Origin of the sequence: Protofrankia sp. CiT1 (assembly GCF_917627335.1) — a bacterium.
Taxonomy (GTDB): Bacteria; Actinomycetota; Actinomycetes; order Frankiales; family Frankiaceae; genus Protofrankia.
Map to the genome: position 1 here is coordinate 1 of NZ_CAKJTP010000059.1, position 19,745 is coordinate 19,745.

Genomic DNA, 19,745 nt, shown 5'->3' on the forward strand with positions numbered 1-19,745 from the left:
TCCCGCCCGGCCGCGTTGTCGTCAGTCGGCGCCCACCACCAGGGCGCCTTCCTCCGCCGCCTTGCCGGACCGGGCGCGGATGAGCCGCTCACTGACCGAACGCCCTATCCTCGGGCGCTCTAAGCCGGTAAAAGTATTAATGATTGCTCTATCTGGTGGCTGGAATCCTCGGCCGCCCGCCTTCAACGACGAGGAGTAGAGGAGTATTCGTGGGGCAGTTCACGTTCCCGGTGGAGGCCGGTCAGATCATGCTTTTCGCGCGTTCGGTCGGGGATCCCAACCCCGTCTACCACGACGCGCGGCGGGCCAGCGAGTCCGAGGCCGCGGGCATCATCGCCCCGCCGACGTTTGTGCAGTCCTCCGCCCAGTACGACCCCGACTACCCGCTGCGGCCACATGCCGGCGAGCCGTGGTTCGGCTCCGGCCGGGAGCCCACCGGAGTCACCGAGCCCGTCTCCGGCGGTGGCCGGCTGCACGCCGAGCAGCACTTCGAGTACTTCCGGCAGGTCCGGCCGGGGGACGTGCTCGAGGTGACCACCATCCCGGGCGACACCTGGGAGAAGACGGGCCGGCGCGGCGGCAGGCTGGTGTTCGAAGAACAGGTCACCGAGTACCGGGACGCCGCCGGTGAGCTGGTGGTCCGGGCCCGCGGTGTGAGCGTACGACCGGAGAAGCCGGTTGAGCAGGGAGCGAACTGATGGCACTACGTGGGGCTGACGTGAAGGTCGGCGAGGTTCGCGAGCAGGTGCTCGTCGAGGACCTCACCCGGACGCAGATCGTGCAGTACGCCGGTGCTTCCGGGGACTACAACCCGCTGCACACCGATGGTGTGTACGCGCACGACGCGGCCGGCTACCCGGGTGTGTTCGCGCACGGGATGCTGGCGATGGGTATGACCGCCCGCGCCGTCACCGATCTGGTGGGTGACGGCCGTCTCACCCGCTACGGCGTCCGGTTCAAAAGCCAGATCTGGCCGGGTGACCGGCTGACCGCCCGCGTCGTCATTGCCGGCCTGCGCGACGACGACGGCGTCGCCCTCGTCGACCTCGACGTGGTCACGGTCAACGAGCGGGGCGAGGAGGTCATCGCCGGCTACGCCACCGCCCGCGTGGACTGAGCTCCCAGGCTCCCGCCGGGTTCCCGGGAACCCGGGAACCCGGGGCGCTTGGGGCGACAACGAGAAAAAATGATCGGCGCGAGTGTGTTCCTGCCGGAAACGCGTACCTGACGACACACTCGCGCCGATCTTCTGGATGGCCGTTGCTCTTCTGGCCGCCTGGGCCGTCCAGAGCCGGTTTCAGCCGGCCGTCGCGGCGGGTTTGCGGCCGAGTTCGTCCAGCAGCGTCTGGCTGTAGGCGATCCGTCCGGTGATGTCTCCCTCGACCAGGGCCAGTGCGGCTTCGGCCAGCACCGAGGGATCCTCGAGCGGGAAGTCCGCGACGAGGTCGTGCGCGCCCGCTCCGGGTGTCGCGACGTTGTCGAGCGGGGCGAGCGCGTTGGCGCGGATGCCGTGACGGTACCCCTCGGACGCGACCGCGGTGGTGAAACGCTCCAACGCCGCCTTGCACAGCCCGTATGCGGAGAAACCGCGTTCGTACACGGCGTCGAACGGCGGGCCCTCGGGGTGCTGCGCGGCCCGGGAGGAGATGTTGAGCAGCCAGCCGGCTCCCCGCGCGCGCATGCCGGGAAGAACGAGCTGGGTGAGTTCGAACGGCGCCCACACCTGCACTTCGATCATCAGGCGGAAACGCTTCTCGCTGAACTCCTCGACTGGCGCGAGAAAGGTGACCGCGGCGTTGTTCACGAGGATGTCGACCGGGCCGAATGCCTCGACGGTCTCGGCGACGATGCGGCGCCGGTCCTCGGCGGACGAGAGGTCGCCGCGGACGGCGACGGCCTCGTGACCGGCGGCCCGGATGCTCTCGACCGTTTCCCGCAGGCTTCCTGAGTACCGGGGGTCGGGGTCGAGGGTACGCGCCATGGCCGCGACCCGGGCTCCCTCGCTCGCGAGCCGGAGCGCCACTGTCGCTCCGATGCCGCGGCTGGCCCCGGTGACCAGCGCGACCTTTCCGTCCAGCGTCCCCACGGACCCTCCTACGGTTAGCGACTCCCGGGACCGCTGGGTGCGTGGTAAGAACCGCCACCGCGCACCCAGCGGCCGACCAGGTTGGTCTGATAATGATCAGGCGATCAGGCGATCAGGCGATCAGGCGATCAGGCGATCAGGCGATCAGGCGATCAGGCGATCAGGCGATCAGGCGATCAGGCGATCAGGCGATCAGTGGCCGGCGCCGTCGGTCTCGACGAAGTCGCGTCCGCGGATCATGCGGGTCGGCGTGAAGACCATGACGTCCTTGCCGTGTTGGTTGCGTACCGTTACACGGCTGGCCACGATGCCGCGTCCGGGCTTGCTGGTCGGGCGAGCCGACAGGGTCTCGACGATCGCGTGCAGCGTGTCGCCGACGTAGGTGGGGCCCTTGACCGTCAGGTCCATCGACAGGAACGCCAGGCCCGTGCCATGCAGCGCGTTGGTCTGGAGCACCAGGCCCTCCGCGATGCAGTACACGAAGGCCCCCGGTACCAGCCGGCCGGTGTACCCCCCGGCCGCGGCGTGGGTGGCATCGACGAACAGCGGTTCGTTGAAGCCGGCCCATTGGATGAATGTCATGAGGTCGGATTCGGTGATGGTCCGGGCCGAGGTGCGAAACGCCGTTCCCGGGAGCATCTCCTCCCAGGTCATTCCAGGCGCCAGCAGTGGCACATCGCCGCTCTTCGACGCGGGGGCTTCGCTCCCGGCCGTCGTGCTGCCGGTCGTTGTGCTGTCGGTCGTCGTGCTGTTGGTCATGGCTGAGCTCCTGGTCGGACGGCCGGCGGTCGGTCAGATGTCGGCGCGGTGCCGCGCCTCGACGGCGATGAAGTCCGGCCGGCGTTTCTCCCGGATGGCGGCGATCCCCTCCTGCGCGGACGGGCTCGCAAAGCCGTAGAACTCGTGCGCGAGCGAGGCTTCGAACGCGGGCAGCTGCAGCTGGTACCAGTGGTTGAGGGAGGACTTGGTCGCGCGCAGCGCGTCGGACGAACCGGTCGCGAGTGACGTCGCCACCTCGAGACCGCGGGCGTGGACCTGGTCGTCGTCCACCGCCAGCGAGACCAGCCCGATGCGCTCGGCCTCCTCGCCGGTGAGGCGTTCGCAGGTGAGCAGGTAGTACTTGGCCTTGGCCATCCCGCACAGCAGCGGCCAGCACAGCACGGCGTGGTCGCCGGCCGCGACACCGAGGCGGGTGTGGCCGTCGACGATGGTCGCGTGGCGCCCGACCACCGAGATGTCGGCCATCATGCCGACGGCGAGACCCGCGCCGACGGCCGGGCCGTGCATGGCCGAGACCACTGGCTTGGACAGGTTGAGCACGCCGAGGACCATGGCGCGCGCCTCGTGCAGGACCCTGGTGCGGACCCCGGGGCTGTCGGCCATCTCCTGGAGCAGGTCGAAGGTGCCGCCGGCGGAGAACCCCTTGCCCTCGCCCTGGACGAGCACGACACGGGTCTCAGGGTCGCGGTCGATGACCGGCCAGACCTCGGCGAGGTCGCGGTGCATGCGGGGGCTGACCGCGTTGAGATTGGGTGCGTCGAGCACGATGCGCAGAACGCCGAGCGCGGGTCGCTCGAAACGCAGCGTCGGGAAGTCGTCGTATCGGTCGCTCACACGTGACTCCAGCGTTGTCGCGCCGCGGCCCGCGGCAGGGGGATCAGCTGTGGTCGTCTCGTCGATGACGGCTGGTCGGGACGGCTGGTTCCGAAGCACACTACTCGACGAATCGATTAATACGCTTACTGATTAAGTGTCGCACGTCGAGGCCTGTGGCGACGAGGCTGACGAGGTCAACGGGGTCCGGGGCGCTCGTGGTGGCGGCGGGTGAGCGCCCGGCTGGACTGTCGCACCTCGGTGTCGCTCATGGCATCGTTTATATAAATATTCCAATATTATCGGAGGCTTGCTGTGCGCGAGGCGTGGATCATCGATGGAGTACGGTCACCACGTGGCCGGGGCAAGGTGACCGGATCGCTGCACCCGCTGCACCCGCAGGAGGTGCTGGCGCAGGTTCTCAACGCCCTGCGTGACCGCGTCGGCTTCGACCCGCTCGAGGTCGAGGACGTGGTCGCCGGCAACGGGATGCAGACCGGGGAACATGGCGCCGACATCGGTCGGCTCGCGTTGCTGGCGGCCGGCTGGCCGGTCGAGACACCCGGCTCGAGCCTCAACCGGTACTGCGGATCCGGCCAGCAGGCGGTCAGCTGGGCGGCGATGGGCATCCTGTCCGGTCACCAGGATCTCGTTGTCGGCTGCGGCGTCGAGTCGATGTCACGCTGGCCGGTGGCCGAGGGCGTGGTGACGCTCGACGCGGGCAACGCCCATCTGCGGGAGCTCTACCCGATGGTCCCGCAGGGCGTCAGCGCCGACCTCATCGCGACGCTGGAGGGCTTCACCCGCGAGGACGTGGACACCTTCGCAGCCCTAAGCCAGGAGCGGTGCGCCAAGGCCGTGGCCGAGGGCCGGTTCGACGGCTCGGTCGTGCCGATCAGGCATCTCGACGGCACGCTCGCCCTCGACCGTGATGAGTTCCCCCGCCCCGATACGACGGTGGCCACACTCGCGAAGCTGATGCCGTCGTTCGAGCAGCTGGCGACCCAGGTGCAGCCGGGCTTCGACCGGTCCTTCGACGACATGTGCCGCGAGGTCTATCCCCAGGCTGGCGAGATCCGCCACGTCCACCACGCGGGCAACTCCAGCGGCGTCGTCGACGGCGCGTCGGCGATCGTGCTTGCCTCGCCCGACTACGCCCGCGCCCACGGGCTGACCCCGCGAGCGCGCGTCCGGATGACCGCGGTGGCGGGCGCCGATCCTGTGATCATGTTGACCGCCCCCGGTCCGGCCAGCCTGCGTTGCCTGGCCAAGGCGGGCATGACCGTGGCCGACATCGATCTCTGGGAGATCAACGAAGCCTTCGCCGCGGTCCCGTTGAAGACCATCCGCGATCTTGATCTCGACCCGGAGCGGGTCAACGTCAACGGTGGGGCGATCGCGCTGGGCCATCCGATCGGAGCGTCTGGCCCGATGCTCATCCAGACCGTGCTGGACGAGCTTGAGCGGCGTGACAGCACCATCGGCCTGGTGACGATGTGCACCGGCGGCGGCATGGGCACGGCGACGATCGTGGAGCGGATCTGACCCCTGCCGGGCACGCCCGGGAGCGCGTCATCGGACCGGCCGTGGTCGGCCGTGGTACCCCCTCGGGACACCACGGCCGACCATCGGGTGCTGGCTCCTCGCGGGGGCCTCAGGGTGTGTCAAGAAAGATCGTCTTGTGTTCGAGGTACTCGGCCACGCCCTCCGGGCCGTACTCGCGCCCGTAGCCGGACGAGCCGAACCCACCGAAGGGCAGCGCGAAGTCGATCGCGGCCCCCTTGTTGATCGCAACGCTGCCGCTGCGGATGCGGCCGGCGAGCTGGCGGGCCTGGTCGAGGTCCTGGGAGAAGACGGCACCGGACAGCCCGAACGGGGTGCCGTTGGCGATGGCAACGGCATCGTCGAGGTCACGGTAGGTCAGCACGGTGAGGACCGGGCCGAAGATCTCCTCCTGGGCGATCCGCGACGTCGGCGACACGCCGGTGACGAGCGTGGGCGCGAGGTACCAGCCCCGCGTGGTGTGCGGCGGCGGGCCGCCGCCGGTGACCACCCGTCCGCCGTCCTTCTCGGCGTCCGTTATGTAGCCCAGCACCCGGTCCCGGTGCCGCTGGCTGACCAACGGGCCAACCGCGGTGGCGGGGTCACGGGGATCGCCGACGACCAGCGCCTCGAAGGCGGTCCGCAGCGCGTCGATCAGTTCGTCGTGCCGCCGCTCGCTGACGAGGACGCGGCTGAGCGCGATACAGGCCTGCCCGTTGACAAGAGTGACCGCCGCGACGATCGCGGCAGCGACCGCGTCGAGTGGAGCGTCGTCGCACACGATGCCGGCGGACTTGCCGCCCAGTTCGAGACTGACCCGGGCCAGATGGCTCGCGGCGGCAGCGGCGACCGCGCGACCGGTCGCGGTGCTGCCGGTGAAAGCGATCTTGTCGACTCCTGGGTGCCGGGCGAGGTGGTCACCGCCGACGCCGTCGCTCGCCACCAGGTTCAGCACACCGGCGGGGATCCCGGCGGCGCGGGCGGCCTCGGCCACCGGATAGGTGTCGAGGCAGGTCTCCGGCGCGGGTTTGCAGACGACCGTGCAGCCGGCGAGCATGGCCGGGGCGAACTTGTTGGCGGCCAGCACGAGCGGGCTGTTCCAGGCGGGGATTGCCGCCACGACACCGACGGGCTCCCGGGTGACGTCCGCCGAGGCGCCGAACAGGCCCGTCCGGCGTTCACTCATGGTCATCTGCTCGGCCAGACCGGCATGGTAGCGCAGCAGGGCGATCATGCCGACGGGCTCGGCCTGGGCCGCCCGCCGTGGCAGGCCGATTTCGTCGAGGACGAGCTCGCCTATCTCCTTGCGGCGCGCCGCGAGTTCGTTCGCGAACCCGGTGAGGTGAGCGGCCCGCTCCCCGATCGTCATCCGGGGCCACGGGCCGGTGTCGAAGGCCTCCCGGGCCGCGGCGACAGCCGCGTCGACATCGGCGGGCTCGCCGCACGGCGCGCTGCCGACGACATCTTCGGTGGCGGGGCTGACGACCGTGAAACGCCGGTCACCGGTGGCCGGGCGGAATTCTCCACCGATGAAGAACGAGTCCTGGCTGCTGGGCCGCATCAGCGGCCCAGCTCGATCACACCGCGGATGTTCCGCCCGTCGGTCATGTCCTGGTATCCCTCATTGACCTCGTCCAGCGAATAGCGGCGGGTGACCATCTCATCGAGTTTCAGCTGGCCGTTGCGATAGAGCTCCAGGAGCATCGGGATGTCCTGGTGCGGGTTGCAGAAGCCGAACAGGCAGCCGACGACCTTCTTCGCGAACGACGTGAGCATCCCTCCGGGCAGTTTGACCGTGATTTCCTCGTAGCGGTCAGCTATGCCGGTGAGGACGAGGGTGCCGCCCTTGCGGGTCATCTCGTAGCACTGGTGGATGACCTCCGGGGTGGCCACGCCCACGCATTGGATCACGCTGTCGGCCAGGACGCCTCGGGTGAGATTGTGAACGTGGTCGAAGGCCTCGGAATGCTCGGTGAAGCCGGCGTGCGCACCGAGTTGTTTGGCGAACTCGTTCTTGAAGGGCACCGGATCCACCGTCACGACCGTCGCGGCGCCGGCCAGCAGCGCACCCTGGACCGCGGCGGCTCCGATGCCGCCGATGCCGTAGACGACCACGACGTCACCTGGGCGGACGTTCGCGGCGTTGACCGCCGAGCCCCAGCCGGTGGGCACCCCGCAGCCGACGAGGGAGGCCACATCCAGCGGGGTGTCGTCCGGCACTTTCACGAGCGAGTACTCGTGCGCGACGAAGTGCTCGGAGAAGGTCCCCAGCGTGCAGAAGGCGCCGATGCCGGTCGTACCCAGCGCGAACCGATAACTACCGTCGGCAAAGGCCCCGGTGAGGGTGGTGGAACCGGCGTCGCACAGGTAGGAGTGACCGGATGTGCACCAGCGGCAGTGGCCGCACACGGGAAGAAACGAGGTGACGACCTTGTCACCCGGCCGCAGCCGGGTGACCCCGGCGCCGACCGCCCGCACCACGCCACCGCCTTCGTGGCCGCCCACCAGCGGGAAGTGGAAGCCCGCGCCCTTGCCGAGGTGATCGTCGGAATGGCATAACCCGGCGAACATGGTCTCCACGAGAACTTCGCCGGCTCTGGGAGCGTCGAGCGAGAGCTCCTCCACAGACCAGGGCTGGCCTCTGCCGTGCAGAACCGCGGCACGAGTCTTCATCGTCATACCCTTCTCGTTACCGGGCACTTTGTCCTCCGGAGCATCGCCGTTTTCCGGGGCGTCGCCGCTGCCGGGCCATCAGTCGAGGGACGGGGTCTCGGTGTCCCGGCCGGAGCGCAGGATCGTCCCGGGGAAGTCCCCGGTGAACGCGCCGTCGTGGGCGATCTCGATGCCGTTGACCAGGACGTGCCGGACACCGTCGGCCTCGCCGTAGAGACGGCCCGCGCCGGCGGGCAGGTCGAAACGCGTCTCGGTGGGCTGGCGGGCGATGCGCGTCTCATCGAAGATGGCGATATCGGCGGCGCCGCCGGCCTGGAGGCGCCCGCGGCCGCGCAGGCCGTACAGGCGCGCCGGGACGTCGGTGATGAGGCGGACGGCCTCCTCGAGGGTCACGACCTGCTGTTCGCGGACCCCGTGTTGCAGCAGCATCGTCGAATAGCCGAAGAACTCCACCATGTCCAGGTGTGCCCCGGCGTCGGACGCGCCGACGACGGCCCGGGGGTCGCGCCAGATCTGGGCCCGAGCCTGCCAGTCCTCCGGCTGTGCCTCCCGGGAGGGGTTGCTGAACGTCGTCTTCAGGTCGTCGGCGACGACGATGTCCATCAGGACGTCGAACGGGTCGCGGCCCTCCTCAGCGGCGATGTCGCCGACGATCCGTCCGGCATACGGCTTGGTCTGCGGGCTGAACGTCTCGATGATGTGCCGGGAGCCCCAGTCGACGAGGTGGCTGAAGGCGGAGGGTTCCTCGGCGGCGCGGCGCAGCTCACGCCGGCGGTCGGGATCACGCAGGATCGCCAGGCGCTCGTCCAGCGGCAGGAAGAGGAAGTCGTGCAGCCCCGGCACCATGTCGAGGACGAAGCCGGCGCGGAAGGAGAACCGGGCCGGTGGGGTGTCCGGCATCGTCAGGGCGATGACCTTCCCGCCGCGCGCCCGCGCGATGTCGCCGACTTCGAGCCTGGCGAGGGCGTCGGGCAGGGTCTTCGCGGTGACGGTGAGGATGTTCCAGTTCAGCGGCCGGCGGGCGGCCACCGACATCCCGACCATGACGTCGGTGATCTCCTGGCTGAAACCGCCCCGCTGGGGAAGGACAGGGAGGAACTCCAGCGAGGTGCCCTCGAACTCACCGGCCACCGCGGCCAGGGCGAACAGTTCCTCCGCGGGGGCGGCGCGGGACGGGACCGGTCGCCCGTCGGCGTCGCTGTGGCTCTGCGACCAAGTGGAGGAGAAGCCGAGACCGCCGGCGGCGATGCCTGCCCGCAACAGCCGCTTCATTGTCTCGAGCTCGTCGTCGGTCGCCGGCCGTTCGGTGGCCGCCGGCCCCATGGCCACCCGGCGGATGGCCGAATGCCCGACCATGAAACCGGCGTTGACGGCGAGCGTCCCGTCGAGCCGGTCGAGGAACTCCGCGGTGCTGCGCCAGTCCCACGGCACGCCGACCTGTAGCGACTCCAGCGGCATGCCCTCCACCCGGGACAGCATCCGCATGAGATAGTCACCCGCTGTGTCGTCGAGCGGAGCGACCGTGAACCCACAGTTACCGCCCAGGACGGTGGTGACCCCGTGCAGGGGTGACGGCGAGAGCGTGGGGTCCCAGAAGCCCTGCACGTCGAGATGGGTGTGGATGTCGACGAACCCGGGGCTCACGATGAGCCCGTCGGCGTCGATCGTCCGGCGTCCGGCGTCCGGCACGGCACCGATCGCGACGACGCGCCCACCGTCGATCGCGATGTCCGCCCGCTGGCGGGGGGCTCCGGTGCCGTCGACGACCTGGCCCCCGCGTATGACGATGTCGTGCACGGTTCCTCCTGGTGAAGCGTGGTGCGGTTAGGCGGTTAGGCGGTTGGCGGTTGGCGGTTAGGCAGCGGTGATGGGTGGGCTCGCCAGGGGCGGCGCGGGGATCTGTCGCGCGCCGCCGGAGACAGCCATGGAGAGATTGCCCCTACTCGGTGATCCCGTACCGGCCGAGGCGGTAGCAGCGGATGGCGTTGCCGCGGGCCAGCAGGTACGCCTCGTCCGCGTTGAGATCCGCCGCTGCGACGATCTTTTCAAAAACCACCTTCGAGTTCGGCCACGTCGAGTCGCCGTGCGGGTAGTCGGTCTCGAACATGATCTGTTTCATGCCGATACGGTGGCGCAGGGTGAGACCGATGGCGTCGTCGAACACGCACCCGTAGATCCGGTCGCGGACGTAGCTGCTCGGGGGGCACGACAGCCGGCCATTCAGGTTGCCGTAGACCGGGCGCTGTTCCCAGATGCTGTCGAGCCGTTCCAGGATGAACGGCATCCAGCCGATCTGGCCTTCACTGAGCGCTACGCGCAGCTCCTGGAAACGCTCCAGCACGCCGCTGGTGAGCCAGTCCGCGAACGCGTGGGCGGCACCTTGGTAGGTCAGGGCGAGCGACACGGCCCGCGGCGCGTCGACCGAGGTCATCGGGAACGTGGAGGACGAGCCGATGTGCAGGTTGAGGACGGTGTCGGTATCCTCACACGCGGCGAACAACGGATCCCAGTGGTCGGTGTGGATGCTCGGCAGCTTCAGCTTGGCCGGGTTCTCCGAGAAGCAGACCGCGTGTGACCCCTTGGCCGCGCAGCGGCGGATCTCCGCCGCCGCGAGCTCCGGGTCCCACAGCGGGATCAGGGTCAACGGGATCAGCCGGCCGTACGCCTCGTCGGCGCACCACTCGTCGATCATCCAGTCGTTGTAGGCCTGTACGCATGCCAGGCCCAGGTCACGGTCGGCACACTCGTGGAACGTCTGTCCGCAGAACCGCGGAAACGTCGGGAAGCTCAGGCCTGCCTCGGTGTGGTTGGCATCCATGTCGGCCAGCCGCGCCGTCCGGTCGTAACAGCCCGGCCGCATGTCCTCGTAGGTCATGGCCTCCCAGTGCTCGCCGAGGTAGTCCTGGTCCTTTCCCGCTGCCGCGAAGCCCGGGAGGATCTCCATTTTGACGTCCCCGAACACCCAGACGTCCGCCCACTGGCCGTCCTCGTCCTCCCGCCACCTGCTGCGGGCGTGGCTCCCGAAGCGTCCCTTGAGCCGCACCAGACGGGGGCCGTCATCCCGGAATCGTTCGGGCAGATAGCGCTGCCACAGGTCACCCGGTTCAAGGACGTGGTCGTCAACAGAAATGATCTTTGGTGTGCTCATCGGGCTCCTCCCACCGGCATCCCGTAAATTAACGCACGTGTGCCAATCTGGACAACGGCGGGTCCGTGCCGCCGCGCCGCCGCGCCTGCCGGCGCCGTCTACCGGTGCTGGTGTGGTGCTGTCGCGGGCGTGAGGCGCAGGAGCCCCTCCTGGATGACGGACGCCACGAGCTGCCCGGAGCGGTCGAACACGGAGCCCTTCGTCAGCCCCCGCCCGGAGCCCGCCCAGAGGCTGCCCTTGTCAAAAAGCAGCCATTCATCGGCCCGGAAGGGGCGGTGGAACCACACGCTGTGGTCGAGGCTGGCGCCGACGACGGATCCGGTGCCGAACACCTGGCCGTGCGGGAGCAGCGCCGACGCGAGCAGGAACAGGTCGGAGGCGTAGGTCATGGCGCTCGCATGCACCACCGGGTCGTCACCGAGTGGGTCGCTGGCACGGATCCAGACCCGCAGCCCGGTGGATGGCTGGCCGCGGCGGGCCGCCAGCGGCGGAGGCTCACCCACGAAGCGGAAGTCCACCGGATGGCTGCCGAGGTAGATGTTGTACCAGCCGTCGAGTTCGTCACCGGCCGCGGTGAACCACGACTTTGCCGGCGGGAGCTCATCAGGGCCGGGAACCGCCGGTGGCCGCGGCGTGTGCTCGTAGCCGTCCTCGCCCACATGGAATGACACCGAGGCCTGCAGGATCTCTCCGCTGTCCTGGGTGGCGACCACGCGGCGGGAGCTGAATCCGCGGCCGTCGCGGAGCCTCTCGACGCTGTACTCGGTGGCCGAGCCGACCGTGCCCGGACGCAGGAAGACAACGTGCAGGCTGTGGGCCCGCCGGTCGTCGGTGACCGTGCGGCCCGCGGCCGCCAGCGCCTGTGCGGCGAAAAGCCCTCCGAAGGTCCTGGTGGGCTCGTTCTCGCGGCTACGTCCTCGGAAGACGTCCGCCTGGACGCTCGCCAGCTCGAGCAGGGGTCGCAGCGCGGACGTCAGGGTGACTCCGCCGCTGTCAGCAGCCGGGTGCGTCACGATCACACCTCTCATCCTATATATTTTTGAACTTATACTACGTTATGATGATGATGTCGAGCTGATCGTGACGGGATGTCCCGGTCTCCGACGAGTTGATCAAAAATAGTTTTATGAGAAAAATGATTGATGACATCAAGATGATCTTTTGCTGGCGCGGGCATCGGCTCCCGTCGCCCGCGGGCCTGTTGTGAGCGACCGGCAGCAGGGGCACGGCGTCGTGGCGCTGGGGCACGCACTCAACCCCGCTCCTTGATCCACGCCCCTGTTGCCGGAGCCTCTTGGCCGTCCCAGCCCGGATGGCTTGCGCGCACACACGATCTAGTTAGAACATATAGACGATGTTGCGGGGGCTGGTGGCGGGTCCCAGACCCGTCGACGGAGTGGGGTGCGATGGAGTTCGGGTATCCGCCCGAGGCGGAGGAGTTCCGGGGCCGCGTCCGCGCGTTTCTGGCGACGAACCTCCCCGAGGGCTGGCGGGGGATCGGCAGTCTTGCCGCCGACGAGGCCGAGGCTTTCACTCGTGACTGGCGGGATCGGCTGTTTCAGGCGGGGCTGCTCGGCGTCTCCTGGCCCGCGGAATACGGCGGCGGCGGGCTGACAAAGATCGAACAAGTGGTCCTCATGGAGGAGCTCGCCCAGGCTGGCGCGCCGTGGGGTATCCGTAACGACACGTTCAGCGTCAAGATGGTCGGCAACACGTTGCTGCGGGCCGGCACCGAAGAACAGAAGCACAGGTTTCTCCCGAAGATCCTGTCGGGCGAGGAGAAGTGGTGCCAGGGCTATTCGGAGCCGGGCGCGGGCTCGGACCTTGCGTCCCTGCGTACCCGAGCCTTCCTCGACGGCGACGAATGGGTTCTCGACGGCCAGAAAATCTGGACGTCGATGGCGCACGAAGCAGACTGGATCTTTGTGCTGGCCCGCACCGATCCGGACGCGCCACCGCATCGCGGTATCTCCTTCCTGCTGGTCCCCCTGCGGCAGCCGGGGATCGAGGTACGACCGATCCCGGCGATGAACGGCGACAGCGAGTTCAACGAGGTCTTCTTCACCGGGGCGCGCACAGCCGCGGACAACGTGGTGGGGAAGGTCAACGCCGGTTGGCAGGTCGCGATGACCCTGCTGGGCTACGAGCGTGGTGAGGAAGCCGCGACGAACCCGGTGCTGTTCCGCAACGAGCTCGACCGGCTGCGCGACCTGGTCCGTGAACGAGGGCTCGACACCGATCCGCTCGTGCGGCAGCGGCTCGCGGACTGCTATGCCCGCGTGGAGGTCATGCGTTTCCTCGGCTACCGCGTCCTCACGGGTTACCTGCGGGGCAGGCCCCCCGGCCCCGAGTCATCGATCAGCAAGCTGTACTGGAGCGAATACCACAAGAAGGTCACTGACCTGAGTCTGGACGTGTTCGGCGCGGCGGCCATGGTTGCCGAGGGGCGTCGGCCGCCGCGGGCTTACCGCACCGATGACCCGGGCTCCCCGAATTCCACCGCGTCCTGGCTCGGCACCCTGTACAACGCGGTGGCGGGCACCATCTACGCGGGCTCCTCCCAGGTCCAGCGCAACATTCTCGGTGAAACCGTTCTCGGGCTGCCCAAGGAGCCAGCAGCCGCTGGCCGGGCCGGGAAAGGTGGGACCACCGGCAGTCGTTGACAGGCGCGGAAACGTGGAAACACGGAAACATGGAAACACGGAAATGCAGTGCGCGATTGCCGGGCAGCCGAGGCCCGTCGAGTCACCTCAAGTTGTCGAGTTAGCACGGAGGTGTGTGGTGAAGGTACAGGTCGATAGCGACACGGTGCCGCCGGAACTGCTTGTGGAGGCGGCGATGGATTATTCCTGCCTGTGTTGTGCGGGCGTCATTGAACTGTGGCGGGACGCCGCCGGCTACTGGAACGCGACCCTGGCCCACAACGAGCACTGCCGGCTGGAACGGATGGCCGCCGCGTAGCGGTGGGCGGATCCTGTCGTCGCCGGCTGAAAATTGTTGTTGCCAACTGAAACGTGGATAGGCTGACATTCGTGACAATCATCTCGGCGCCCGAGCTCGTGCGCTGTGACGTCGACAGTGGCATCGCCACGCTGACCCTGCACCGGCCCGAGCGGAAGAACGCCTGGACGCTCGAGATGGAGCGGGCCTTTTTCGACCTGCTCGACGCCTGCGACGACGACCCCGCTGTCCGGGTCGTGCTCGTCACCGGGGCTGGCAACAGCTTCTGCCCCGGTATGGATATGGGCCATCTTGACAACGTGTCGCAGGGACCGGCCGCGGACAGGCCCGCGTGGCGGACCCGTCCCATGACCCATGCCCGTTCGTTGCGCAAGCCGACCATCGCGGTCGTCAACGGCGCCTGCGCCGGCATCGGTCTGATCCAGGCTCTGTCGTGCGACCTTCGGTTCGCGGCGGCTGGCATCAAGATCGCCGCCTCCTTCACCCGCCGGGGGCTGCCGGCCGAGTTCGGCGCCAGCTGGCTGCTGACCCGGATGATCGGACCTGCGCGGGCGGCGGACCTGCTTGTCTCCAGCCGGGTTGTGGTCGCTGAGGAAGCGTTGGCACTCGGTTTGGTCGACCGGGTGTTTCCGCGGGAGGAGCTCGTGGCGGCCGCGCGGGCGTATGCCGCCGATCTGGTCGCCAACTGCGCCCCGGTGGCGATGGCCGCGGTCAAGGCGCAGCTGGCGGCGGACTGGGGACGGACGCTTGCGGACGCCCAACTTGACGCCGAGGCGTTGGTCCGGGACACCGATCGGCGCATCGACTTCCGCGAGGGGGTTGCCGCCTTCGTGGAACGCCGACCGCCGAATTTCCGCCCGCTCCCGCCCCGCTGATCCTCAACCGGCCGGGGTTGTTGTGGACCGGAGCCGGCGCGGATCTATGTGATTTCTCGGGGTCTGTAAGAGCACCCGGCAAGAAGGATGTGGATCAAAGGGTGGGACTGGGGCGCGCGTATCGCGAGACGACGCGGGGAGCCACCGGAGATGTTGGGTGACGACCGACGACAACAACGCGAGGCGCGGGTGCCCCAGCCCCGCGACGCCACGTCCCGTGTTGTCTGTCACTCTAAGATCATTTGATGCTTTCTTGTCATACCGGCCTCGAAAGATCGTGGATTTTCGAGCGGGCGGGCCGATATCGCGGGTGCGCCGGATGGGCCGCGGTTATACCGGCATGTGGACCGTGTCGCGCCGGAGCTCGCGCCGTTCATCCGCGCTGAGCCCGCCCCAGACGCCGCTGTCCTGACGGGCTTCAAGAGCCCACGCCAGGCATTCGCTGGTGACTGCGCATCGCCGGCATACGGCTTTCGCGGTATCGATCTGGCTCGCGGCCAGTCCGGTCGTTCCGGTCGGAAAGAAGATCTCGGGATCCGTGCCCCGACAGAAGGCTCGGCGGCGCCAGTCCATTTTCGTACCCCCTTTTGCCAGGGCGTCAGCCCGGATGATGGTTGGCCCGGATGATGCTAGGCGCGGAGGCCCGCTTATTAAGCACAACATGCTCTCAATTGTCAACAACAGAGCAGGGGTGCTCTGGTGGTGGGCTCGGCCGGCCCCAGCTGGGCCGCCCTTCCTCCGAGCCGTACGTTCCACGCGATGGCTGACATCTATTGGCTGACGGGAATGATATAGTTACTCTCACGATTAATGATCTTTGCGCGCGGTTCATGGTTCATGGTTCATGGTTCATGGTCGTGGGGCTCAAGGTGCGGGGGGCGCTGAATGCCGGGTGAGTGGTTAGCTGTGGTCGCGGCCTTCCTGGGCGGAATCCTGCTCGCTGTCGCCAGGGAGTGGATCACGAAGATGGTGGAGGCGCTCGGCCGGCGTCTCCAGCGGCGTTTCTCGGGCAGCCGCCTGCTGCACCGCCGATCCCTGCGCACGTACCGGTTGAAGGTCCTCGCGGACCAGGCCACCTTCCGGCCGGCGTTCGCCCGTGGCAAGGAACTGTCCATGCGGGATGTCTACGTCCCGCTGCGGGTCTCAGCGCCCTCAGCGGTCTCGGTCGGGGGATGGAGCCACGTAGCCGTGGCGGCCACGCGATAGCGACGACGACTCGGCACGAGTGGTGCCATAATGGCGCCATGAGGCGGATGAACCTGCGTGACGTACCCGACGAGATCTACACGGCTCTCGCCGACGCAGCGGCGGCAAGCCACCAGTCGCTGAACGCCTTCGTGGTGGAACGGCTCACCGAGGTGGCCCGTGTGGTCAGGCTGGCCGACTACGTCGCGTCGTACGAACCCCCCCAGAGAACAGGCGTCACCCTTGAGGACGCCGTGGCCGCGGTGCGCGAGGCCCGGGACGGCTCGTGAGCCTGGTAGTGATCGACGCGTCGGCTCTGGTCGCCTTCTACGCGGTTTCAGATCCCCGGCGTCCGCGTATCGTCGCGCGTTTTTCCGCCGGTCATGCGCTTTTCGCGCCAGCGCACCTGGACGTGGAGGTGACGTCCGCACTGCGTGGCCTGGCTCGCGGTAATCCGAGCCTGCAGGCGGTGGCCCCCCGGGCGTTACGCCACTTGGCGGGTTTTCCCATCCGCCGCATGCCGATCGCTCCGCTGCTCGAACGGATGTGGCAGCTCCGCGAGAACGTCACCCCCTACGACGCCGCTTACGTCGCGCTCGCCGAAAGGCTCGACAGCGCGGTCATCACCTGTGACGCCAAACTGGCGGCGGCTTCCGGAATCGGCTGTATCATCGATCTGATCGCGTATTGACGGCGCGTCGACGGGCGCGCCCAGGACAGCGTCGTAGTTGTTCTGGCAGGTCCGCCGGGCGGACGGCTGGAACATCCCGGTGAAGGTGCCGAGCTGAGCGACCGGGCGAGGGGCAGGGCACAGGCCGGCGGTGGGCCGCCCGCGGTTGGCGCTCATCTCCTTTTCCCGCCGATCAGATGCCCGTGAGCGTCCCGGGCTGGATACTTGCCCCGCGGCTGGCGCGCGACCAGCACGAGGATCTTCCGTCCGGGGCGTGGTTCACAACCCGTACAGGACGGACGCGCCGACAGGAGTGCTCCCATGCGCAACCCGAAGGACTTCTTCGCTCCGCTTGCGGTGGGCGCGCCGGCGCCGCTGCGGGAGCTCCCACCGCGGCTTTCCCGCGTGATCCACTTTTTCGACCCGAGCAACGCGAAGATGGCCTCGAAGGTCCCGGATATCCTGCCCCGCCTGGACGTGGTGCTCGGCAATCTCGAGGACGGTGTCCGGGCCGACGCGAAGATCGCGGCCAGGGAGGGGCTGGCGAAGCTCGCCGCGGCCACGGACTTCGGTGACACCCAGCTGTGGACGCGGGTGAACAGCCTGGACTCGCCCTGGGGCCTCGACGACCTGCTGACGCTCGTCCCGGCGATCGGCCACAAGCTGGACGTCATCATGGTGCCCAAGGTCGAGGGGCCGGAGGACATCCACTACGTCGATCGCCTGCTTGCCCAGCTTGAGGCGAAGGCGGAGCTCACCCGGCCGCTGCTTGTCCACGCCATCCTGGAGACCGCCCGCGGTGTCGCGAACGTCGAGGAGATCGCCGGGGCGAGCCCACGCATGCAGGGCCTGTCGCTCGGGCCCGCCGACCTCGCCGCGGACCGGCGGATGAAGACCACCAGGGTGGGCGGCGGGCATCCGGGGTATCTCGTCCGGCAGGATCCGTCCGCGGCCGACCCGGACGCGCCGCGCGCCACCTATCAGCAGGACCTGTGGCACTACACCCTCGCCCGGATGGTGGACGCCTGCGCCGCCAACGGGATTCTGCCGTACTACGGGCCATTCGGTGACATCAAGGACGTCGTGGCCTGCGAGGACCAGTTCCGCAACGCGTTCCTGCTCGGCTGTGTCGGCGCCTGGAGCCTGCATCCGGTGCAGATCGACATCGCGAAGCGGGTCTTCAGCCCGGAGCCCGCCGAGGTCGCCTGGGCTCGACATGTGATCGATACAATGGGCGATGGAACTGGGGCAATCATGGTGGACGGCAAGATGCAGGATGACGCCTCGGTCAAACAGTGCAAGGTCGTCCTGAACCTCGCGCGGACCCTGGCCGCGCGCGACCCGCATCTGGCCGAGGCCTACGGCTTCACCGATCTGGCCGGGCAGGCCGCCCGATGAGCAGCACCCCGGCCGGCACCGCGGCGCTCGCGTATCGGCCGCGGCGCTCCGTTCTGTACATGCCCGCCGCGAACGAGCGGGCGTTGGAGAAGGCCCGCGGCATCCCTGCGGACGCGCTGATTCTCGACCTTGAGGACGCTGTCGCGCCGGACGCCAAGGAGGCCGCCCGTGAGCGGGCCTGCGCGAAGGTCGCTGATCAGGCCTACGGCGGGCGCGAGGTGACCATCCGGGTGAACGGGCTGGACACCCGCTGGCATACCGATGACCTGCGGGCCGTGGCGGCCGCCGGCCCGGACGGCGTGGTCGTCCCGAAGATCTCCTGTGCCCAGGACGTGCACGCCGTCGAAAAGAGCCTCGAGGCCGCGGGCGCGCCCGACCGCACCAGGATCTGGGCGATGGTCGAGACCCCGGTCGCGATGCTGCATGCCGAGGAGATCGCCCGAGCCTCGCAACGACTTGCCGTTCTGGTGATGGGCACTAACGATCTTGCCAACGAGCTGCACGCTGAGCACGTTCCCGGCCGGGCACCGCTGCTGCCTGGGCTTGGGCTGTGTCTGCTTGCGGCTCGCGCCGTCGGGGTCGCCATCCTGGACGGGGTCTTCAACGACATCCGTGACCTCGACGGGTTCGAAGCGGAGTGCGTGCAGGGGCGGCAGCTGGGTTTCGACGGCAAGACGTTGATCCACCCGGGGCAGGTCGAGCCCTGCAACCGGGTGTTCGCGCCTGCGCCGGCTCAGGTCGAGGAGTCCAAGGAGATCCTCGCGGCCTGGGAGGAGGCGTTGGCCTCGGGCCACGGTGTCGCCACCGTGAACGGTCGAATGATCGAAAATCTGCATGTGAACAACGCCCGGCGCATCCTCGCGGTCAGCGAGGCCATCGCCGCACTCGACCGGGAGGCGGCGGCTGGCACGGCCGGGCAATAGTGACCGGCGTCGCGAGCCCGCGACGCCGCGTCCCCTGTTGCCGGTCGCTCTCAAAGCAGTGATGCCGTACGCTGACGATGTTGTTGGTCGGGCTGGCATCCATTGCTGACAGCCAGCTGGAAACCCGTCCGGCGGAACATGGAAGATGCCCTGGTGGCGCACCTCGTTCCCGGATTCACCTTCCGGCCAGTTCGTAACACCGACGGCGACGCGATCCGTCCGATTGGTCTCGTCCTGCATGTCCAGCAGGGCTATGGAGGCCTGTCGGGCTGGTTCGACAACCCCGTATCCAGAGCGTCGTCGACACTGTGGGTAGGCAGGACGGGCCAGCGGGAGCAGTACGTGCCTTCGGATGTCCGGGCCTGGGCGCAGGCTGCCGGTAACGCCGACTACGACTCGATCGAGACCGAGGGCTTCGACACCGAGGCCCTGACCGACCAGCAGATCGAGAACATCGCACAGGCATACGCGGACGGAGTGCGGACCTTTGGCTGGGCGCTGGCCGTCACGCACACCCCGGGCGACTCTGGATTGATCATGCATTCGGACGGGGGAGCGGCGTGGGGCAATCATCTCGGCTGCCCAGGCACGCTGCGCGCGGCCGCGGCGGCGCAGATCATCGCCAGGGCTGCGGAGATCGTGCGGGAACCGCGGCTCCTCGCCGGCACGGGCACTGTCAGCACGGGCACTG

21 protein-coding genes are annotated in these 19,745 nt (G+C 68.5%); 12 read left to right on the forward strand and 9 right to left on the reverse strand.

Features of this window, described 5'->3' with window-relative positions; genetic code table 11:
• The first annotated feature begins 209 nt into the window (after positions 1-209).
• The gene (locus MJ785_RS11745) at positions 210-698 is read left to right on the forward strand and encodes a MaoC family dehydratase N-terminal domain-containing protein (protein WP_239345135.1); all 489 of its coding nucleotides are present in this window, start codon (positions 210-212) and stop codon (positions 696-698) included.
• A complete protein-coding gene (locus MJ785_RS11750; RefSeq protein WP_239310084.1) occupies positions 698-1,117 on the forward strand; it encodes a MaoC/PaaZ C-terminal domain-containing protein in 420 nt (139 codons plus the stop codon). The genes MJ785_RS11745 and MJ785_RS11750 overlap by 1 nt, the downstream gene beginning before the upstream one ends.
• Before the next feature lie 180 nt (positions 1,118-1,297).
• Here the strand turns inward: MJ785_RS11750 and MJ785_RS11755 are convergent, their stop codons facing one another.
• The 3 genes from MJ785_RS11755 to MJ785_RS11765 all read right to left on the reverse strand — a co-directional run bounded on the left by MJ785_RS11755 (position 1,298) and on the right by MJ785_RS11765 (position 3,700).
• Positions 1,298-2,086 (reverse strand): SDR family NAD(P)-dependent oxidoreductase, encoded by a 789-nt coding sequence (locus MJ785_RS11755; protein WP_239380805.1) that lies wholly within the window; start codon positions 2,084-2,086, stop codon positions 1,298-1,300.
• A 192-nt stretch (positions 2,087-2,278) separates the two neighbouring features.
• Positions 2,279-2,740: a MaoC family dehydratase gene (locus MJ785_RS11760; RefSeq protein ID WP_370652693.1), complete on the reverse strand. Its 462-nt coding sequence runs from the start codon at positions 2,738-2,740 to the stop codon at positions 2,279-2,281.
• 138 nt (positions 2,741-2,878) lie between these two features.
• Complete coding sequence (locus MJ785_RS11765; protein ID WP_239310081.1) at positions 2,879-3,700, reverse strand: enoyl-CoA hydratase/isomerase family protein; 822 nt, start codon at positions 3,698-3,700, stop codon at positions 2,879-2,881.
• A gap of 294 nt (positions 3,701-3,994) precedes the next feature.
• On the opposite strand from MJ785_RS11765, the gene MJ785_RS11770 reads away from it, so the two are divergent.
• A complete protein-coding gene (locus MJ785_RS11770) occupies positions 3,995-5,224 on the forward strand; it encodes an acetyl-CoA C-acetyltransferase (RefSeq protein WP_239380815.1) in 1,230 nt (409 codons plus the stop codon).
• 109 nt (positions 5,225-5,333) lie between these two features.
• Here the strand turns inward: MJ785_RS11770 and MJ785_RS11775 are convergent, their stop codons facing one another.
• From MJ785_RS11775 to MJ785_RS11795, 5 genes are all read right to left on the reverse strand, one after another.
• A complete protein-coding gene (locus MJ785_RS11775) occupies positions 5,334-6,782 on the reverse strand; it encodes an aldehyde dehydrogenase family protein (protein ID WP_239380817.1) in 1,449 nt (482 codons plus the stop codon).
• Positions 6,782-7,900: a Zn-dependent alcohol dehydrogenase gene (locus MJ785_RS11780; protein ID WP_370652930.1), complete on the reverse strand. Its 1,119-nt coding sequence runs from the start codon at positions 7,898-7,900 to the stop codon at positions 6,782-6,784. The genes MJ785_RS11775 and MJ785_RS11780 overlap by 1 nt, the downstream gene beginning before the upstream one ends.
• A 72-nt stretch (positions 7,901-7,972) precedes the next feature.
• Positions 7,973-9,691, reverse strand: a complete 1,719-nt coding sequence (locus tag MJ785_RS11785) for an amidohydrolase family protein (protein WP_239310078.1) — start codon at positions 9,689-9,691, stop codon at positions 7,973-7,975.
• A gap of 142 nt (positions 9,692-9,833) precedes the next feature.
• Complete coding sequence (locus MJ785_RS11790) at positions 9,834-11,042, reverse strand: amidohydrolase family protein (protein WP_239310077.1); 1,209 nt, start codon at positions 11,040-11,042, stop codon at positions 9,834-9,836.
• Between the two features lie 98 nt (positions 11,043-11,140).
• On the reverse strand, positions 11,141-12,061 hold the full coding sequence (locus MJ785_RS11795; protein WP_239310076.1) for an acyl-CoA thioesterase II: 921 nt from the start codon (positions 12,059-12,061) through the stop codon (positions 11,141-11,143).
• A 387-nt stretch (positions 12,062-12,448) separates the two neighbouring features.
• On the opposite strand from MJ785_RS11795, the gene MJ785_RS11800 reads away from it, so the two are divergent.
• The 3 genes from MJ785_RS11800 (at position 12,449) to MJ785_RS11810 (ending at position 14,878) form a co-directional block, all read left to right on the forward strand.
• On the forward strand, positions 12,449-13,705 hold the full coding sequence (locus MJ785_RS11800; protein WP_239377037.1) for an acyl-CoA dehydrogenase family protein: 1,257 nt from the start codon (positions 12,449-12,451) through the stop codon (positions 13,703-13,705).
• A 118-nt stretch (positions 13,706-13,823) separates the two neighbouring features.
• Positions 13,824-14,003 carry a hypothetical protein gene (locus MJ785_RS11805; protein WP_239310074.1) on the forward strand — a complete coding sequence of 60 codons (180 nt, stop codon included), beginning with the start codon at positions 13,824-13,826 and terminating at the stop codon, positions 14,001-14,003.
• A 71-nt stretch (positions 14,004-14,074) separates the two neighbouring features.
• Positions 14,075-14,878: an enoyl-CoA hydratase-related protein gene (locus MJ785_RS11810; protein ID WP_239310073.1), complete on the forward strand. Its 804-nt coding sequence runs from the start codon at positions 14,075-14,077 to the stop codon at positions 14,876-14,878.
• A 330-nt stretch (positions 14,879-15,208) separates the two neighbouring features.
• Here the strand turns inward: MJ785_RS11810 and MJ785_RS11815 are convergent, their stop codons facing one another.
• A complete protein-coding gene (locus MJ785_RS11815) occupies positions 15,209-15,451 on the reverse strand; it encodes a WhiB family transcriptional regulator (protein WP_239310072.1) in 243 nt (80 codons plus the stop codon).
• Between the two features lie 333 nt (positions 15,452-15,784).
• Between MJ785_RS11815 and MJ785_RS11820 the strand changes: the two genes are divergently transcribed.
• The 6 genes from MJ785_RS11820 to MJ785_RS11845 all read left to right on the forward strand — a co-directional run.
• Positions 15,785-16,084, forward strand: a complete 300-nt coding sequence (locus tag MJ785_RS11820) for a hypothetical protein (RefSeq protein ID WP_239380821.1) — start codon at positions 15,785-15,787, stop codon at positions 16,082-16,084.
• 38 nt (positions 16,085-16,122) lie between these two features.
• A complete protein-coding gene (locus MJ785_RS11825; protein ID WP_239377038.1) occupies positions 16,123-16,353 on the forward strand; it encodes a DUF1778 domain-containing protein in 231 nt (76 codons plus the stop codon).
• Positions 16,350-16,754, forward strand: coding sequence for a type II toxin-antitoxin system VapC family toxin (locus MJ785_RS11830; RefSeq protein WP_239380823.1), 405 nt, complete (start codon positions 16,350-16,352; stop codon positions 16,752-16,754). Before MJ785_RS11825 ends, MJ785_RS11830 begins: the two co-directional genes overlap by 4 nt.
• Before the next feature lie 300 nt (positions 16,755-17,054).
• Positions 17,055-18,131: a CoA ester lyase gene (locus MJ785_RS11835; RefSeq protein ID WP_239310068.1), complete on the forward strand. Its 1,077-nt coding sequence runs from the start codon at positions 17,055-17,057 to the stop codon at positions 18,129-18,131.
• Positions 18,128-19,054, forward strand: coding sequence for a CoA ester lyase (locus tag MJ785_RS11840; protein ID WP_239380825.1), 927 nt, complete (start codon positions 18,128-18,130; stop codon positions 19,052-19,054). The genes MJ785_RS11835 and MJ785_RS11840 overlap by 4 nt, the downstream gene beginning before the upstream one ends.
• Positions 19,055-19,207: 153 nt before the next feature.
• Positions 19,208-19,745: N-acetylmuramoyl-L-alanine amidase (locus MJ785_RS11845; RefSeq protein WP_239380827.1), on the forward strand; the 538-nt coding region annotated here is incomplete at its 3' end.